The sequence below is a fragment of the Klebsiella sp. 2019SCSN059 genome (assembly GCF_021739525.1).
GTDB lineage: Bacteria > Pseudomonadota > Gammaproteobacteria > Enterobacterales > Enterobacteriaceae > Klebsiella > Klebsiella quasipneumoniae.
Genome location: NZ_JAKKOM010000002.1, coordinates 240,737 through 255,555 on the forward strand (window position 1 = coordinate 240,737; position 14,819 = coordinate 255,555).

Here is a 14,819-nt window from a genome sequence, read left to right on the forward strand (position 1 = left end):
CAGCCTCTTTTTCTACTGGGGGGTAGTATTTTACTACTGGGGGGGAGTAGCATAGAGCCACTTTTGGCAAGGATCCCGATATGAACGATTTCACTTCCCTTCTGCAGCAGGGCAATGCCTGGCTGTTTATTCCCAGCGCGATACTGCTCGGCGCGCTGCACGGCCTCGAACCCGGCCACTCAAAAACGATGATGGCCGCCTTTATCGTGGCGGTACGGGGAACCTTAAAGCAGGCGGTTCTGTTAGGGCTGGCGGCGACGGTCTCGCATACCGCGGTGGTCTGGCTGATCGCCATGGCCGGCCTGTGGTTTGGCCGCGGCTGGAACGCCCAGACTTCTGAGCCCTGGTTTCAGCTGATCTCGGGGATTGTCATTGTGTTGATTGCCTGCTGGATGCTCTGGCGCACCTGGCGCGAATCGCGGCCCCACGCCCACCACCATCATCCTCAGCACGGGCACGACCATGACCATCATCATCATGAACATCATGACCACCATCATTCTCACTCCCCTGGCGCGCCGCTGGTGGCGGAGGAGTGGCAGGACGCGCATCAGCGGGCCCATGCTCAGGAGATTAACCGGCGCTTCGATGGCCGCCAGGTGACGACCGGGCAGATTGTGATGTTTGGCCTGACCGGCGGGCTGATCCCCTGCCCGGCGTCCATTACCGTACTGCTTATCTGTTTACAGCTGAAGAAATTCTCGCTGGGCGCCACGCTGGTACTGGGCTTTAGCGTCGGTCTGGCGCTGACGCTGGTGGCTTCCGGGGCTATCGCCGCCCTGAGCATGAAACATGCCACCCGCCGCTGGCCGTGGCTTAACGACATCTCGCGCAAAGCGCCCTGGATCTCAGGCTTACTGATTATTGTGGTAGGGATCTACATGATGCTTCATGGCCTGAGCGGCCTGTAAACCACAATGCGCCCTCTTCTTGACGACGAGGGCGCGGGTTCCCTTCAGGAGACGCTCTCCCGGGGAGTGCTGACTGCCCGGCGGCGGACGGGCTGGCTGAACCACGGCAGGCACAGCTGGATCAGCGGCCCAATCGACAGCGCGTAAATGACGGTTCCGACGCCAAACTTGCCCCCCAGCAGACAGCCAATCAGCAGCACGGAGAGCTCGATCGCCGTACGGATACCGCGCAATGACCAGCCGGTGCGAGCGTGCAGGCCGGTCATCAGGCCATCGCGCGGACCCGGGCCAAAGCCCGCGCCAATGTACATCCCGGTGGCGATAGCGTTCATCACAATCGCCACCACCAGCAGCGCACTGCGCGCCACCAGCGACTCCAGCGGAGGCAGGACGGCCAGCGTGGCGTCCGCCGCCAGCCCCAGCACGATAACATTACTCACCGTGCCGAGCCCCGGCATCTGCCGAATCGGGATCCATAGCAGCAGCACCGCGGCGCCGGTCAGGATAATCACGGTCCCGAAACTGATCCCCAGCTGTTTAGCCACCCCAAGATGAAAAACGTCCCACGGATCGGCGCCGAGATTAGCATGCACGAAGAGCGCCGTGGACACGCCGTAGAGCACCAGACCGATATATAACTGCAGCAGGCGACGAAGCATATTTTTTCCTCAACATCATTGCGAATGCCCTCATCATCAGCAAAAATGGACTGATAATTAATGGCCAGTTTTGGAAAAGTGGATCGCTATGTCAGCCCGACGCTTTGGAACACAGTCCCTGGTACGCCTGCTTGGCAACTGGCAGGAGTCCAGTTCCCGCACACCGCTATGGCGCCAGCTGGCGGAAGCGCTCCGCCTGCTGATCCTCGATGGCCGTCTGACGCTACAGACGCGCCTGCCCGGCGAGCGCGAGCTGGCGGCAGCCCTCAACGTCAGCCGGACGACCATCGCCAGCGCCCTCGGCCAGCTGCGGGAGGAGGGGTTTCTCCATAGCCGCCAGGGGAGCGGGTCGCGCATTGTCCTGCCGGAACGCCCTGCCGATCTGCCGCCGCCCTCTGCGACCCCCTCGACGATCAATCTCTCTACCGCTGCCCTCAGCGCCGGTCCGGAGGTCCATCAGGCCTTCCAGCACGCCATGACCCTGCTGCCGCCCTATCTCACCCAGACCGGCTACGATCAGCAGGGGCTCCCGGTGCTGCGGGAAGCGATTGCCCGGCGATACAGCGAACGTGGCCTGCCGACGCGGCCCGATGAAGTGATGGTGGTCAACGGCGCGCTCAGCGCCTTCGCGCTGATCCTGCGTCTGTTCACCGGCCCCGGTGACCGGGTGGTCATTGACGCCCCGACCTATCCAATGGCCATCAGCGCCATTCAGGGCGCCTCCTGCCGGCCCGTCGGGGTCGCACTCCCCCAGCAGGGATGGGACTGCGATGGATTAGCGGCGACCATTGCGCAGACCGCGCCGCGTCTGGCATGGCTGATGCCGGATTTTCACAACCCTACCGGGCGCTGTATGGATGCCCCTACCCGCCAGCGGGTCGCGGACATCGCGGCCAGGACGCGAACAACGCTGGTGATCGATGAGACCATGGTCGACCTCTGGTATAACGCCCCGCCCCCGCCGCCGCTGGCCTGCTTTAATCCCGACGCCGCGGTGATCACTATCGGTTCGGCCGGGAAAAGTTTCTGGGGGGGACTGCGCATCGGCTGGATCCGCGCCAGCGCGCGAACGATCGCCTCGCTGATTCAGGCCCGCGACTCTCTGGACCTGGGTACGCCGCTGCTGGAGCAGTTGGCCTGCAGCTGGCTGCTGGCAAACGCCGCCACGCTGCTACCGCCGCGACGGGAGATGCTGCAGGCGCGCCGGGACATGTGCGAAGTGCTGATGAAAGAGTATTTTCCCCGCTGGCGCTTTACGCCACCGGAAGGCGGACTCTCTTTTTGGGTGGAACTCCCTGACATGCTGGCCACCCTGTTCTCTGCGCGGGCGGAAAGCCAGGGGATCCATATCGGCACCGGGACGCGGTTTGGTCTGGAGGGCGCGTTCGATCGCTATTTACGTCTGCCGTTTACCTTGCCGGACGAAGCATTGCGCCAGGCCTTCTCCACGCTACAACCATTGTGGCATAGCCTTGCAGAACAGCGGGAAAATACGCGTTTGCGGAAAATAATATAAGAAAATATCGACGGGCTGGCTTCAGCCCGTCAAAAGTCCGTCATCCATGAGGTATATGAGATGTTTTTATAAAATTGCCTGAGTATCCTGCCATCTGGTTATGGCAACCCGGTGACGGAAATAAGGCAATTTCATTAATGCTGGCGCGGAATAGGAAACCCTTTCAGGGAAATAATAAAGCCATCTTCATCTTTTTTAATTTTAGCGCCGGTGTCACACCAGTCGGAGGCAATGCGAAAGAACTCATCACTACCGATATTCCAGTTCAGGCGAACGTGTTTTACGTATCCTGAGCGCAACATATCGCAGGCTTCGCTATAGTTGCTGGCTGTAGAGAATTGTTGTTTCATTTTTTCTTCTTCAGAAGTTTTCTTAATGCTTTGATTTCTTTAGGGGTTAATGGCGTCGCTTCCTCTTCGGTATGCTGGCTGTCAATGTCCTCTTCCGTCACCCCCGCCTCACCTGCTGATGCCTCCAGCTGAAAAGCCAGCTGCAGCAGCTTTTCCGTTGCCGTACCCAGGTTCTCGTTATTCACTTCCGCATAATGACGCAACTTCTCTTTTAACTCAGCGTCAATTTTTACATTCAAAACCACTGTGGTCATAGCTACGCTTCCCGTGCAATAAAATCATCATAATTAATACACGAAGTTAACATGCTGATCCAGAGATATATTTTATAGCATGGATCTGGCAACAAATTCCCAGCAATAAGATGCGCTTTATTTATGACACGAAAATGACATTAATATTGCAGTAGCATTTCAGATTTATGACAAGTCAATATTATGGAATAAAAACGGGTTGTTTTAGCAACAAAAAATAATATGTGATCTGTATCAGGTATTAAATATAGCAGGAATAAAGACCGGGAAAATATAAGGGATATATCATGAGGGCGAAATGGGTGGGGGCCCTGCCAGCTACATCCCGGCACACACGTCGTCTGCTCTGGCTGCTTCCTTCCGGACCTGACCTGGTAAACAGAGTAGCGTTGCGGGAGAACCAACAGAGCCCCCATTGAGAGCGTTGTTACCCAACGCGCTGGCGCATTATCCCTGCTGACCTGGTGAATTGCAAGCGCGCCCCGACTGCCTGCTGGTTTATTGCGCAATAACGCGAATAAAACCAGTCACTCACGCTCAATCTGTGAGAGTGAGAGCGTGCGCTCAGCACACTGCCGGGATATCCACCATACTTATCCACCTTATGTTCTCTTTTATCATCAGCGCATTGTCTCTACGGTAATCGAATGACTGACTCATCACCACAGACCATCACTCTGCCTTTGCCCGCCATTGAAGGGATGACCATCGCCTTTCAGGGGGTGAATTATCTGCGCCCTGAAAAAATGCTCAACTTCGTGACTATCAGTCAGGCGCCGGTGCGGGCGGTCACGCCGCTGGCGCTGCTCTATTCCACCGTCGGCGTGCTGCGTCAGGTGGAACTGCGCAAGCTACCGGTCTACATCAGCGGTCGGGTGGTCTACCCCATCTCGTCGCTGACCATGCCGGGCCTGCGCGCGAAGCTGATCATCAACGCCACCTCGCAGCGGTTAAAATTCCTGGAGAGCCTCATCGCCAGTTCACCTTCCGACAATGTCCATGGCATGCAGATCCTCGGCCTGGCCCTGACGTTCACCGTCGAACAGCCCGCCTGATCTGCAGGCTGTACAGCCTGCAGATCAGCGCTTATGCTGGCGTTTTTCGGGTAACAGGACTAAATATGGATCCGCTCGATACATTTCCCCAACGTGTCTGGCACATTGTGGCGTCAATACCGGAAGGGTATGTCACGACCTATGGCGATGTCGCCAGGCTGGCCGGTTCTCCGCGCGCGGCGCGCCAGGTGGGCGGTGTGCTGAAGCGTCTGCCGGAAGGGTCCACTCTGCCCTGGCATCGGGTGGTCAATCGCCATGGCGATATCTCCCTCACCGGCCCCGATCTGCAGCGGCAGCGTCAGGCATTGCTGGCCGAAGGGGTACAGGTCTCCGGCAGCGGCCATATCGATCTCCAGCACTATCGCTGGGTTTACTGAAGACCAAAAAAAGCCCCCATCCGGGGGCTCATCGAGCTTACTGTGCGACAGGTACGGCGGTCTGCTGAACCGGAACCAGCGTCAGGTCGGCATGGGTGCCCCCCTGATTGATCACCGTCTGCACGGTATCGGTAATGAACATCAGCTGGCCATTAACCGTAATCGCTGCACTCAACAGAATGCGGGCGTTCGGTTGAATATCTGCCGGGTTGTAAGGCAGGGCAAAGTTAAATGGCGCCTGCTTGCCTTCGGTACGCACCGCTTTTTGCGACAATACGCGGGCTGGCGCATCTGCCAGAGAAGCATCCGACAGGGTCACCGTCAGCACCGCATCCGGCGGTAATGCGATTCTCTGGCGGATATTAATCGTCCCCGTGACGCTCGGCTGCTGCTGCGCCACGCTCAGCGTCGCAATACCGTAAGGGTCGGGTGCGGCTGCCTGAGCGGAAGAACTGGTGGAGTGGTGATTAGCACAGGCGGTCAGCGTCGCGGCGACGGCTAAGGCACTAAACATATAGGCAAATTTCATGATGTTCTCCTTATCATCCCTTTATACCCAGGAGGATGTTCCGCCGCTTCGCCGGCAGGAACTTTCGTGTCGTCAATAAGTGTGGCACAGATCTCAGATTTCTTCCTGTTGACCGGTTGTTATTCAGATTATTACACCCATCGGACCACTTGCGATTCCAGGTTATACTTTGCCACATTACGCGCACGGCGCCGCCATTGTTAATTGAGGATAAGTATGAGTCAGGCACTCTCTAACCTGCTGGCATTATTAGATCTGGAAAAAATTGAGGAAGGGTTGTTCCGTGGACAGAGCGAAGACCTGGGATTGCGCCAGGTTTTTGGCGGCCAGGTGGTGGGCCAGGCGCTGTATGCCGCAAAAGAGACCGTGCCCGTTGAACGTCTGGTGCATTCGTTTCACAGCTACTTTCTGCGCCCCGGCGACAGTCAAAAACCGATCGTCTACGATGTGGAGGTCCTGCGCGACGGCAACAGCTTTAGCGCCCGCCGGGTCGCCGCCATCCAGAACGGGAAGCCGATCTTCTATATGACCGCCTCCTTCCAGGCGCCAGAGCACGGCTATGAGCATCAGAAAGCGATGCCGGCCGCCCCCTCCCCTGACGGACTGCCTTCGGAAACCGACATCGCCCGCAAGCTGGCGCATCTCCTGCCGCCGCAGGTGAAAGACAAATTCCTCTGCGATAAGCCACTGGAGATCCGACCGGTGGAATTTCATAACCCGATGAAAGGCCATATCGCCGAGCCGGCGCGCCAGGTCTGGCTGCGCGCCAACGGCGCCGTTCCCGACGATCTGCGCATTCATCAGTATCTGCTGGGCTATGCCTCGGACTTTAACTTCCTGCCGGTGGCGCTGCAGCCGCACGGCGTTGGTTTCCTTGAGCCCGGCATGCAGGTCGCCACCATCGACCACTCAATGTGGTTCCATCGGCCGTTTAATATCAATGAGTGGCTGCTGTACAGCGTTGAAAGCACCTCGGCCTCCAGCGCCCGCGGCTTCGTTCGCGGCGAGTTTTACACGCAGGATGGCACGCTGGTTGCCTCAACGGTCCAGGAAGGGGTGATGCGCAACCGCAACGCATAAAAAAAGCCTCCCTGACGGGAGGCTTTTTGCTACATGGAGAAGGGTTTTCTGTCAGGCGTTGTAGGCGTTTTCGCCATGGCTGTTGACGTCCAGCCCTTCGCGCTCCTGCTCTTCCGGTACGCGCAGCCCTACGGTCATATCCGCCACTTTGTAGCCGATGAAAGCGACGACGCCGGACCAGACCACGGTAATGCCGATACTTTCCAGCTGCACCAGCAGCTGATGGCCCATGGTGACGCCTTCCGCATAACCGACGCCGCCCAGAGACGTCGCCGCGAAGATACCGGTCAGGATGCAGCCGACGATGCCGCAGACGCCGTGGACGCCGAAGACGTCGCAAGGGTCATCCACACGCAGCCAGCGTTTCAGCGCAGTCACGCCCCAGATGCCCGCCAGGCCAGAGGCGATACCGACGATCAGCGCGCCGCCGACACCGATATAACCACACGCCGGCGTAACGCCAACCAGACCAGCAATTGCCCCGGAGCAGGCGCCCAGCAGTGAAGGTTTGCCGCGCAGAGCCCATTCGCCAAAGGTCCACGCCAGGATAGCCGCGGCGGTCGCCACGACGGTGTTAACGAACGCCAGGGCCGCGATTTCATTCGCTGCGCTGGCAGAGCCGGCGTTGAAGCCGAACCAGCCCACATAGAGGATAGCGGTGCCGGTGAACACCATCGGCAGGTTATGCGGTTTGAACGCTTCTTTGCCGAAGCCCACGCGTTTGCCCATCATATAGGCGCCCACCAGCCCGGCGACCGCGGCGTTGATGTGCACAACAGTGCCGCCGGCGAAATCCAGCGCGCCATGGGTCGCCAGCAGACCGCCGCCCCAGACCATATGCGCAATCGGCACGTAGGAGAGCGTCATCCACACCACCACGAAAATCAGCACCGCGGAGAAACGGATACGTTCAGCCAGCGCGCCGACGATCAGCCCGACGGTGATGCAGGCGAACGAGCCCTGGAAGGCGACGTGGATATACTGATAGAAGGTGCCCATCAGCGCTTTCAGTTCAATATTTTTCAGCATTACCCAGTCAAAGCTGCCGAAGAAGCTGCCGCCGGTGCCGAAGGCCAGGGTATAGCCATAAATGACCCACAGTACGCAGACGAGGCCAAAGGTGACAATCACCTGCGTTAGCATGGAAAGAACGTTCTTACCGCGGATCAGCCCGCCGTAAAACAGCGCAATCCCCGGGATAGTCATAAACAGAACCAGCGCGGTGCAAATCATCATAAACGCATTATCGGCTTTGTCCGCCACCGCAGGCGCGGCCATCGCCAGCCCCGGAAGAAGGGCTAACGCCCCCAGACCCGATTTCATTGTTGCCATTTTCATTGTTTCGTTCCCCATCACTGTGTGGTCTGGAAATTACAGTGCCGCTTCGTCAGCTTCGCCGGTACGGATGCGAATGACGCGCTGCAATTCAGCGACAAAAATTTTGCCGTCGCCAATTTTTCCGGTGTAAGCCGCTTTGCTGATGACATCGATAACTTCATCCAGCTGATCGTCGGCGATCGCCACATCAATCTTCACTTTTGGCAGAAAGTTGACGCTATACTCGGCGCCGCGGTAGAGCTCCGCATGACCTTTCTGACGGCCAAATCCTTTGACTTCAGTGACCGTCAGGCCCTGAATGCCGATGGAAGACAAGGCTTCACGCACGTCTTCCAGTTTGAATGGTTTGATTACCACGGTAACCAGCTTCATAAGTCCCCTCCAGTCAGTATTCGGTAATGGCCGCAGCTAACACGATGGATATAAAGCAAGGGCTATGCCAGAAATGAAAAAAGGCCGCTGAGCGGCCCTTTGATGGCAAAAAACAGGCGAGAGGTCAGGCATTAGCCTGCGTAAAGGCGTTTAACGAGCAAAAATGCACCACGGCGGTGCATTTGATGTAACGTTTTTGCACCACGACAGGCCGACCCGCCTTCGCTGCCTGCTGGTGGTGCATCAGGCGCTGAGCGACTCTTCTCTGGCGCTGGCCGCCAGCTCTTCACCAGCCAGCTGTAGCTGATACATCTGCCAGTAGCGGCCTTTCGCCGCCAGCAGTTGCTGATGGTTGCCCCGCTCGACGGCCTGACCGCGATGCAGGACCAGAATGGTATCCGCCTCAACGATGGTCGACAGGCGATGGGCAATGACCACCAGAGTGGTATGCTGGCGAACCTTCGCCAGCGCCTGCTGGATCGCCTGCTCGGTGCCGGAGTCGATGTTCGCCGTCGCCTCATCCAGAATCAGAACCTGCGGGGTCTCCACCAGCACGCGCGCCAGCGCCAGCAGCTGCTTCTGTCCGACGGAGAGATTATTGCCCTGCTCGCCCAGCTGGGTGTACAGGCCGTCGCGCATGCTGCGCGCCACCGCCGCCAGCTGCACCGCCTCCAGCGCTTCCCAGACCTGTGTTTCGCTGATGTCCCGGCCCAGCGCGACGTTGGCGTAGAAGGTATCCGCCAGCACCACCGGATCCTGTTGCACCATCGCGATGCCCCGACGCAACGCGCTGTGGCTGAGAGAAGAGAGCGGCCGGCCATCGATGCGGATCTCCCCGTGGGTTAACGGGTAATAGCCCATCATCAGACTGGCGAGGGTACTCTTCCCACTGCCGGTATGCCCGACCAGCGCCACAAAACTGCGGGAAGGTATATCCAGCGTGATATCCTGGAGGACCAGACGATCCCCGCGGTAGGCAAAGGAGAGATGGTCGATTTCCACCCGACCGCTGCTCAGCGGCGCGTCATCGGCGCCCCACGCCTGGCGCGGACGGTCCATCAATTCGAAAACGCGTTCGCCGGCGACCACCGCCTGCTGCAGCATCGACTGCTGGGTGGTCAGCTCAATGAGCGGCTCGTTGAGGCGTCCGAGATAGCTGATAAACGCGTACAGCACCCCGACCTCAATCGTGCCCGCCGCGCTAAAGCCGAACAGCATCAGCAGCCCGCACAGCACCAGCGAGGAAAAGAGGCTCAGCAGCGGACGCAGCAGAAAACCGTCCAGGCGCAGCGTCTGCATCCGCGCCAGGTAGTGGGCGTAGCTGGCCTCGCGCATCCGTTCGCCAAAGCGCGCCTGCTGGCGGAACTGCTGGATAACCCCCATGCCGTTGATCACTTCGTTAAAGCCATCGTTGATGTCGGCAAGCCAGGCGCGCACCCGGCGCACGATCGGCGTGCTATAGCGCTGATAAATGATCATCACGATCAGCACCGCCGGGAAAATCGCGATCGCCACCAGCGCCATCCGCCAGTCGAGGCTAAACATCGCCACCAGCATCGCGCCAATCAGCGCCGCGCTGCGGAGCACCGTCGCCACTACCGTCACATACAGGTCACGAATGACTTCGGTATCGTTGGTCACGCGTGAGATCAGCTGCCCGACCGGCTGAGTATCAAACTCGCTGAGCGGCTGATGCAGGGCGGCATCCATCACATCGCTGCGTAACTGCTGGACCACGCCGACCGCGGCGCGGTTAAACAGCAGCGACTGGTTATAATGCAGTAGCGCCGCCAGCAGCTGCAGACCGATATAGGCTGCCGCCAGGCCTGCCACCAGCTTCAGCGGCAGAGTCTGTTTCGCCACCATATTGTCGATGAAATAGCTGATAAGCAGCGGGCCGCTCACCTCCGCCGCCGCCGCGATCCACATCATCGCCACCGCGATGGCCAGCGGCTTACGCCACGGTGAACCATAGGCCAGCAGGCGTCTAAGCGTCGGCCAGAGTTCGGTAAAGCTACGCATCCAGGGCCTCCTCTTGCTCCAGGGGAACCTCGTCGAGCGCGGCTTCCAGCTGCTGATACCGGTACATGTCGCGGTACCAGCCGGGCTGCACCGCCAGCGCCTCATGGCGGCCGCGCTGGGCGACATGCCCATGCTGCAGCACCAGGATTTCGCTGGCCTCAGTCAGCGCCGACAGGCGGTGGGCGCTGATGATCACCGTCCGCCCCTCTCCCCACTGGCGCAGGTTATGCAGGATCTGGTGTTCGGTGCGGCCATCCACCGCGGATAAAGCATCATCAAGGATCAGAATTTCGGCCTCCAGCAGCAGGGCGCGGGCAATCGAGATGCGCTGTTTCTGGCCGCCGGAGAGCATCACGCCGCGCTCGCCCACTTCGGTATCGTACCCCTGGGGCAGACGCAGAATGTCGTCATGCACGCTGGCCAGCCGCGCCACCCGCTCAATCTGTTCCGGCGTCGCGTCCGGTTTTCCCAGCGCGATATTATTGGCGACGGTATCGGAGAATAAAAACGGCGTCTGATTGACCACCGCCAGCCGCTCGCGCCAGCTGTCGAGCTGCAGACGCGGTAGCGGCAGATCGTGAAAGCGGATCTCGCCGCTGGTGACGTCAAAATGGCGCTGCAGCAGGGCCAGAATGGTGCTTTTGCCAGCGCCCGTCGGCCCGCAGATGCCCAGCATTTGCCCCGGCTGCAGGGTAAAATTAACCTGTTCCAGCGAAGGCTTGCTCGCCTGCGGATAGATGAAATCGCGGATAGCGACCTGCAGGACGCCGCGGCCAGCCGGTACCGTCTCGGTCCCGTCGTCCACCGCCGGCGCCTCTTCGAGCATGGTGCGAATACGACCATAGGCCGCGCTACCGCGCTCCACGATGTTAAACATCCACGCCAGCGCCAGCATCGGCCAGATCATCAGACCAAGGTACATCACAAAGCTGGTGAGCTGACCCAGCGTCAGGCTACCGTGGATCACCATCCAGCTGCCGCCGCCGATGGCCAGCAGATTCGCCGCCCCGATGGCGATATAGATAGTAGGGTCGAAGCGAGCGTCAATGCGCGCCACGCGCATATTTTTCGCTCCGGTATCGGCCGCATCGGCGGCAAACTGCGCCGACTGGCGATCCTCCAGCCCGAACGCCTTAATCATGCGGATGCTGGTCAGACTCTCCTGCGTGCGATCGTTGAGGCTGGAAAAGGCCGCCTGGGCAACGCGAAAACGTTCGTGAAGGGCATCGCCGTTGCGTTTGATCGCCAGGGCCATCAGCGGCATCGGCAGCAGCGCCAGCAGAGTGAGCTGCCAGCTAATCTGCGTCGACATCACAATCAACACCGCACAGCCCATCACCAGGGAATCCACCAGGGTTAACACCCCTTCACCGGCGGCAAACACCACCCGGTCCACGTCGTTGGTGGCGCGGGCGATCAGATCCCCGGTGCGATGGCGCAAATAGAACGCCGGATGCTGGCGGCTCAGCTGCCGGTAAAAGTCTTCCCGCAGTTCAACCGCCAGCTGGTAAGAGGCGCCGAACAGCAGCACGCGCCAGACATAGCGCAGCAGGTAAACCATCACCGCGATCAGCACCAGCGCGCCGATCCACATCCACACCTTCTCCGCGGTGTAATGTTGTTGCGTCACGCCGTCGACCACAATGCCCACCACCTTCGGCGGAACAAGCTGCAGGACGGCAATAATGGCCAGCAGGGCAATGGCGCCAAGATAGCGGCGCCACTCCCGGCGGAAATACCAGCTGAGTTGTGCAAATAATCGCAAGCAGTAAGATCCTGATTTTGTTATGGGTTACGGCGCAATACCGTTATTCGACAGGCAAGGCGGTGGTGTATTTTATCTGTTCCATGGCAAAACTCGAAGTGACATCCGACAGCCCCGGCACGCTGTTCACCAAACGTTTATAAAAGTCGTCATAGCGCTTCATATCGGCCACCTGCACCCGCAGCAGATAATCATACTCCCCCGCCATCCGCCAGAAGCCGAGCACTTCAGCCATCTGCGTCACTTCGCTCACAAAATGGCAATACCAGTCGCTGCTGTGATGTTGGGTCTTGATCAGGACAAACGCCGTCAGCCCCAGCCCCACCTTTTCCGCATCGAGTAAGGCGACGCGCCCGCGGAGAATACCCTCATCCTCGAGTCGTTTCAGGCGTTTCCAGCAAGGGGTCGTGGTCAGATTAACGGCATCAGCCAGCGCCTGCAAAGAGAGGGTGCAATCTTCCTGCAGCAGCGCCAGCAGCTTACGGTCAATTTTATCTAACATAAGGCCACCAGAGAGAATAATTTACTCCCGCAATTGTAATTGAAAGGCTAAATAGCAACAATTTTTCCCGCACAATCCGCTAAGCTGGGCACAAAATGACAAACAGGAATCCGAGATGAATAGCGCCTGGGTAAAACACGCCATTAGTGAAATTAACGCCGACTATCAGCGTTCCGCCGATACACACCTGATTCGCCTGGCGCTGCCTGGTTTTCCCGGGATCCCGATTTATCTGAAGGATGAAAGTACGCATCCGACCGGTAGCCTCAAACACCGTCTGGCGCGGTCGCTGTTTCTCTATGGCCTGTGCAACGGCTGGATCAAAGAAGGCACCACGATTATCGAATCGTCTTCGGGTTCGACCGCGGTTTCTGAAGCCTATTTCGCCCGCCTGCTGGGGCTGCCGTTTATCGCCGTGATGCCCTCCTGCACCGCCAGACGCAAAATCGAACAGATCGAGTTCTACGGCGGACGCTGCCATTTTGTGCAGAACGCCTGCGAAATTTACGCGGCTTCCGAAACGCTGGCGCACGAGCTGAACGGTCACTATATGGATCAGTTTACCTTCGCCGAGCGGGCCACCGACTGGCGCGGCAATAACAATATCGCCGACAGTATTTTCCGCCAGATGAGCCATGAGCCGCACCCGCAGCCATCGTGGATCGTAATGAGCGCCGGCACCGGCGGCACCTCAGCGACCATTGGCCGCTATATTCGCAGCCAGGGCTACGAGACGCAGCTGATGGTTGTCGACCCGCAAAATTCGGTGTTCCTCGATTACTGGCAGACTCGCGACGCCAGCCTGCGCAGCCCGGTCGGCAGCAAAATTGAAGGCATCGGCCGCCCGCGCGTCGAGCCATCATTTATTCCCGACGTTGTCGATGAGATGCTGCGCGTGCCGGATGCGGCGAGCGTGGCCACTGCTTTGTGGCTGGAAACGCAGCTTGGACGAAAAGTCGGCGCCTCGACCGGGACCAATATGTGGGGGGTGCTGCAGCTGGCCGCGCGGATGCGCGAGGAAGGACGCACGGGTTCTCTCGTGACCCTGCTGTGCGACAGCGGCGAGCGTTATCTGGAAAGCTATTACAACCCACAGTGGGTGGCGGCCAACATCGGCGATATCGCCCCCTGGCAGGCGGAGCTCGCCCGGCTGGTCGGCAGAACATAAAAAAAGCCAGATAAAATGCTATCTGGCTTGCTGGAAGGGTCTCTCTATTCGGGGGAATAAGGAAGATCAGGATTATCCAGCCAATGCGTTAAAAAATGGGAGACCGCCTGATGCCGGCAGTCGCCGATAACCGGGAGATGCGGCAGCTCGGCTTTCAGCTGCGGCATCGCGTTGCCCATGATGAACCCCCGCCCGACGCTGCGAAGCATCTCGCGATCGTTCATCGCATCGCCGAAGGCCATGCACTCCTGTAGGGTGAGGCCCAGGTGCTGGCTCAGCCTCGCCAGCGCCGCGCCTTTATTGCAGCCAACCGGCAGCACTTCCAGACAGTCCATCGCCGAGAAGCAGAGAAACGCGCGCTGGCCCAGCGCCTCATTCAGTTGGATCCGCAGTCGGCGCAGATCGTCATGATCGCCGCAGAAGCAGATCTTGGTGACATGATGCGCCGACATACGTTTCGGATCGCACAGTTGATAGCGAAACCCGCTAAAGACATGCGCCTTCAGAAGCTCAGGCCTTGCCTGGCCGGTGAACCAACCGCCGTCATTAAACACGTGCATGCTGGCCCGGGTATCCCATCGACTATGCAGCACTTCTTCCGCTACCTCGGGATTGAGATCCTGACGGTACAGCTCCTCCCCTTCCAGCGAGTGGATGCGCGTCCCGTTGCCCGTGATCAGAAAGGCGTCCAGGGAAAACTCACCCATCACATGGTGCATCTCCAGCGCATGGCGGCCGGTGGCGAACGTCAGGGTGATATCGCGTTCCCGCAGCCGTTTAAGCGCGGTGAGCGTCTTTTCTCCGAGACGATGGTCCGGCATCAGCAAGGTGCCGTCCATATCAAATGCTGCCAGTTTTGCCATGGTGTTTTCCCCAATGTGTGATGGGCTTCGCTTGTGCTGCAGTATCACCTGGGATATA

16 protein-coding genes and 1 other RNA gene are annotated in these 14,819 nt (G+C 59.1%); 6 read left to right on the top strand and 11 right to left on the bottom strand.

Translation table 11 applies throughout. From position 1 onward, the window contains the following. The first annotated feature begins 80 nt into the window (after positions 1–80). On the top strand, positions 81–911 hold the full coding sequence (locus L2I46_RS03825; RefSeq protein ID WP_236947558.1) for a nickel/cobalt efflux protein RcnA: 831 nt from the start codon (positions 81–83) through the stop codon (positions 909–911). A 44-nt stretch (positions 912–955) separates the two neighbouring features. Here L2I46_RS03825 and yczE read toward each other — a convergent pair whose 3' ends face one another. After that, complete coding sequence (gene yczE, locus L2I46_RS03830) at positions 956–1,570, bottom strand: membrane protein YczE (RefSeq protein WP_032453862.1); 615 nt, start codon at positions 1,568–1,570, stop codon at positions 956–958. Between the two features lie 88 nt (positions 1,571–1,658). On the opposite strand from yczE, the gene yczR reads away from it, so the two are divergent. After that, positions 1,659–3,086: a MocR-like transcription factor YczR gene (yczR, locus tag L2I46_RS03835; RefSeq protein ID WP_032453861.1), complete on the top strand. Its 1,428-nt coding sequence runs from the start codon at positions 1,659–1,661 to the stop codon at positions 3,084–3,086. A gap of 134 nt (positions 3,087–3,220) precedes the next feature. Here yczR and L2I46_RS03840 read toward each other — a convergent pair whose 3' ends face one another. From L2I46_RS03840 to ffs, 3 genes are all read right to left on the bottom strand, one after another. Then, entirely contained in the window at positions 3,221–3,436 is a 216-nt protein-coding gene (locus tag L2I46_RS03840; protein ID WP_004142688.1) for a hypothetical protein, read from the bottom strand. Next, on the bottom strand, positions 3,433–3,690 hold the full coding sequence (locus tag L2I46_RS03845) for a hypothetical protein (protein ID WP_023288627.1): 258 nt from the start codon (positions 3,688–3,690) through the stop codon (positions 3,433–3,435). Before L2I46_RS03845 ends, L2I46_RS03840 begins: the two co-directional genes overlap by 4 nt. 309 nt (positions 3,691–3,999) lie before the next feature. After that, positions 4,000–4,096, bottom strand: an RNA gene (gene ffs / locus L2I46_RS03850) — signal recognition particle sRNA small type. Positions 4,097–4,337: 241 nt separating this feature from the next. Between ffs and L2I46_RS03855 the strand changes: the two genes are divergently transcribed. Beyond that, entirely contained in the window at positions 4,338–4,745 is a 408-nt protein-coding gene (locus tag L2I46_RS03855) for a hypothetical protein (RefSeq protein WP_032453860.1), read from the top strand. Between the two features lie 65 nt (positions 4,746–4,810). Beyond that, positions 4,811–5,122: an MGMT family protein gene (locus tag L2I46_RS03860; RefSeq protein WP_023288626.1), complete on the top strand. Its 312-nt coding sequence runs from the start codon at positions 4,811–4,813 to the stop codon at positions 5,120–5,122. Between the two features lie 37 nt (positions 5,123–5,159). On the opposite strand, the gene L2I46_RS03865 is transcribed toward L2I46_RS03860, so the two are convergent. Further along, positions 5,160–5,651, bottom strand: a complete 492-nt coding sequence (locus tag L2I46_RS03865) for a YbaY family lipoprotein (RefSeq protein ID WP_023288625.1) — start codon at positions 5,649–5,651, stop codon at positions 5,160–5,162. 216 nt (positions 5,652–5,867) lie between these two features. Between L2I46_RS03865 and tesB the strand changes: the two genes are divergently transcribed. Continuing rightward, positions 5,868–6,731, top strand: a complete 864-nt coding sequence (tesB, locus tag L2I46_RS03870) for an acyl-CoA thioesterase II (protein WP_023288624.1) — start codon at positions 5,868–5,870, stop codon at positions 6,729–6,731. A gap of 51 nt (positions 6,732–6,782) precedes the next feature. Here the strand turns inward: tesB and amtB are convergent, their stop codons facing one another. The 5 genes from amtB to L2I46_RS03895 form a co-directional block, all read right to left on the bottom strand. Further along, positions 6,783–8,069 (bottom strand): ammonium transporter AmtB, encoded by a 1,287-nt coding sequence (gene amtB / locus L2I46_RS03875; RefSeq protein WP_004204781.1) that lies wholly within the window; start codon positions 8,067–8,069, stop codon positions 6,783–6,785. Positions 8,070–8,102: 33 nt separating this feature from the next. After that, complete coding sequence (gene glnK, locus L2I46_RS03880) at positions 8,103–8,441, bottom strand: P-II family nitrogen regulator (RefSeq protein WP_002891893.1); 339 nt, start codon at positions 8,439–8,441, stop codon at positions 8,103–8,105. Positions 8,442–8,684: 243 nt separating this feature from the next. Then, positions 8,685–10,463: a SmdB family multidrug efflux ABC transporter permease/ATP-binding protein gene (locus L2I46_RS03885; RefSeq protein WP_032453858.1), complete on the bottom strand. Its 1,779-nt coding sequence runs from the start codon at positions 10,461–10,463 to the stop codon at positions 8,685–8,687. Next, complete coding sequence (locus tag L2I46_RS03890) at positions 10,456–12,228, bottom strand: SmdA family multidrug ABC transporter permease/ATP-binding protein (RefSeq protein ID WP_236947559.1); 1,773 nt, start codon at positions 12,226–12,228, stop codon at positions 10,456–10,458. The genes L2I46_RS03885 and L2I46_RS03890 overlap by 8 nt, the downstream gene beginning before the upstream one ends. A 43-nt stretch (positions 12,229–12,271) precedes the next feature. After that, on the bottom strand, positions 12,272–12,730 hold the full coding sequence (locus L2I46_RS03895; protein ID WP_004204786.1) for an Lrp/AsnC family transcriptional regulator: 459 nt from the start codon (positions 12,728–12,730) through the stop codon (positions 12,272–12,274). A 115-nt stretch (positions 12,731–12,845) separates the two neighbouring features. Here L2I46_RS03895 and L2I46_RS03900 point away from each other — a divergent pair, with 115 nt between their 5' ends. Then, positions 12,846–13,898 carry a PLP-dependent cysteine synthase family protein gene (locus L2I46_RS03900; protein ID WP_048334176.1) on the top strand — a complete coding sequence of 351 codons (1,053 nt, stop codon included), beginning with the start codon at positions 12,846–12,848 and terminating at the stop codon, positions 13,896–13,898. Positions 13,899–13,942: 44 nt separating this feature from the next. On the opposite strand, the gene cof is transcribed toward L2I46_RS03900, so the two are convergent. Further along, on the bottom strand, positions 13,943–14,761 hold the full coding sequence (gene cof, locus L2I46_RS03905; RefSeq protein ID WP_044521268.1) for an HMP-PP phosphatase: 819 nt from the start codon (positions 14,759–14,761) through the stop codon (positions 13,943–13,945). Between the last annotated feature and the right edge of the window lie 58 nt (positions 14,762–14,819).

Excerpts from the sequence above, each read along its gene's own strand:
- L2I46_RS03825 (WP_236947558.1), top strand. The coding sequence starts at position 81 with ATGAACGATTTCACTTCCCTTCTGCAGCAGGGCAATGCCTGGCTGTTT.
- yczE (WP_032453862.1), bottom strand. The coding sequence starts at position 1,570 with ATGCTTCGTCGCCTGCTGCAGTTATATATCGGTCTGGTGCTCTACGGC.
- yczR (WP_032453861.1), top strand. The coding sequence starts at position 1,659 with ATGTCAGCCCGACGCTTTGGAACACAGTCCCTGGTACGCCTGCTTGGC.
- L2I46_RS03840 (WP_004142688.1), bottom strand. The coding sequence starts at position 3,436 with ATGAAACAACAATTCTCTACAGCCAGCAACTATAGCGAAGCCTGCGAT.
- L2I46_RS03845 (WP_023288627.1), bottom strand. The coding sequence starts at position 3,690 with ATGACCACAGTGGTTTTGAATGTAAAAATTGACGCTGAGTTAAAAGAG.
- L2I46_RS03855 (WP_032453860.1), top strand. The coding sequence starts at position 4,338 with ATGACTGACTCATCACCACAGACCATCACTCTGCCTTTGCCCGCCATT.
- L2I46_RS03860 (WP_023288626.1), top strand. The coding sequence starts at position 4,811 with ATGGATCCGCTCGATACATTTCCCCAACGTGTCTGGCACATTGTGGCG.
- L2I46_RS03865 (WP_023288625.1), bottom strand. The coding sequence starts at position 5,651 with ATGAAATTTGCCTATATGTTTAGTGCCTTAGCCGTCGCCGCGACGCTG.
- tesB (WP_023288624.1), top strand. The coding sequence starts at position 5,868 with ATGAGTCAGGCACTCTCTAACCTGCTGGCATTATTAGATCTGGAAAAA.
- amtB (WP_004204781.1), bottom strand. The coding sequence starts at position 8,069 with ATGAAAATGGCAACAATGAAATCGGGTCTGGGGGCGTTAGCCCTTCTT.
- glnK (WP_002891893.1), bottom strand. The coding sequence starts at position 8,441 with ATGAAGCTGGTTACCGTGGTAATCAAACCATTCAAACTGGAAGACGTG.
- L2I46_RS03885 (WP_032453858.1), bottom strand. The coding sequence starts at position 10,463 with ATGCGTAGCTTTACCGAACTCTGGCCGACGCTTAGACGCCTGCTGGCC.
- L2I46_RS03895 (WP_004204786.1), bottom strand. The coding sequence starts at position 12,730 with ATGTTAGATAAAATTGACCGTAAGCTGCTGGCGCTGCTGCAGGAAGAT.
- L2I46_RS03900 (WP_048334176.1), top strand. The coding sequence starts at position 12,846 with ATGAATAGCGCCTGGGTAAAACACGCCATTAGTGAAATTAACGCCGAC.
- cof (WP_044521268.1), bottom strand. The coding sequence starts at position 14,761 with ATGGCAAAACTGGCAGCATTTGATATGGACGGCACCTTGCTGATGCCG.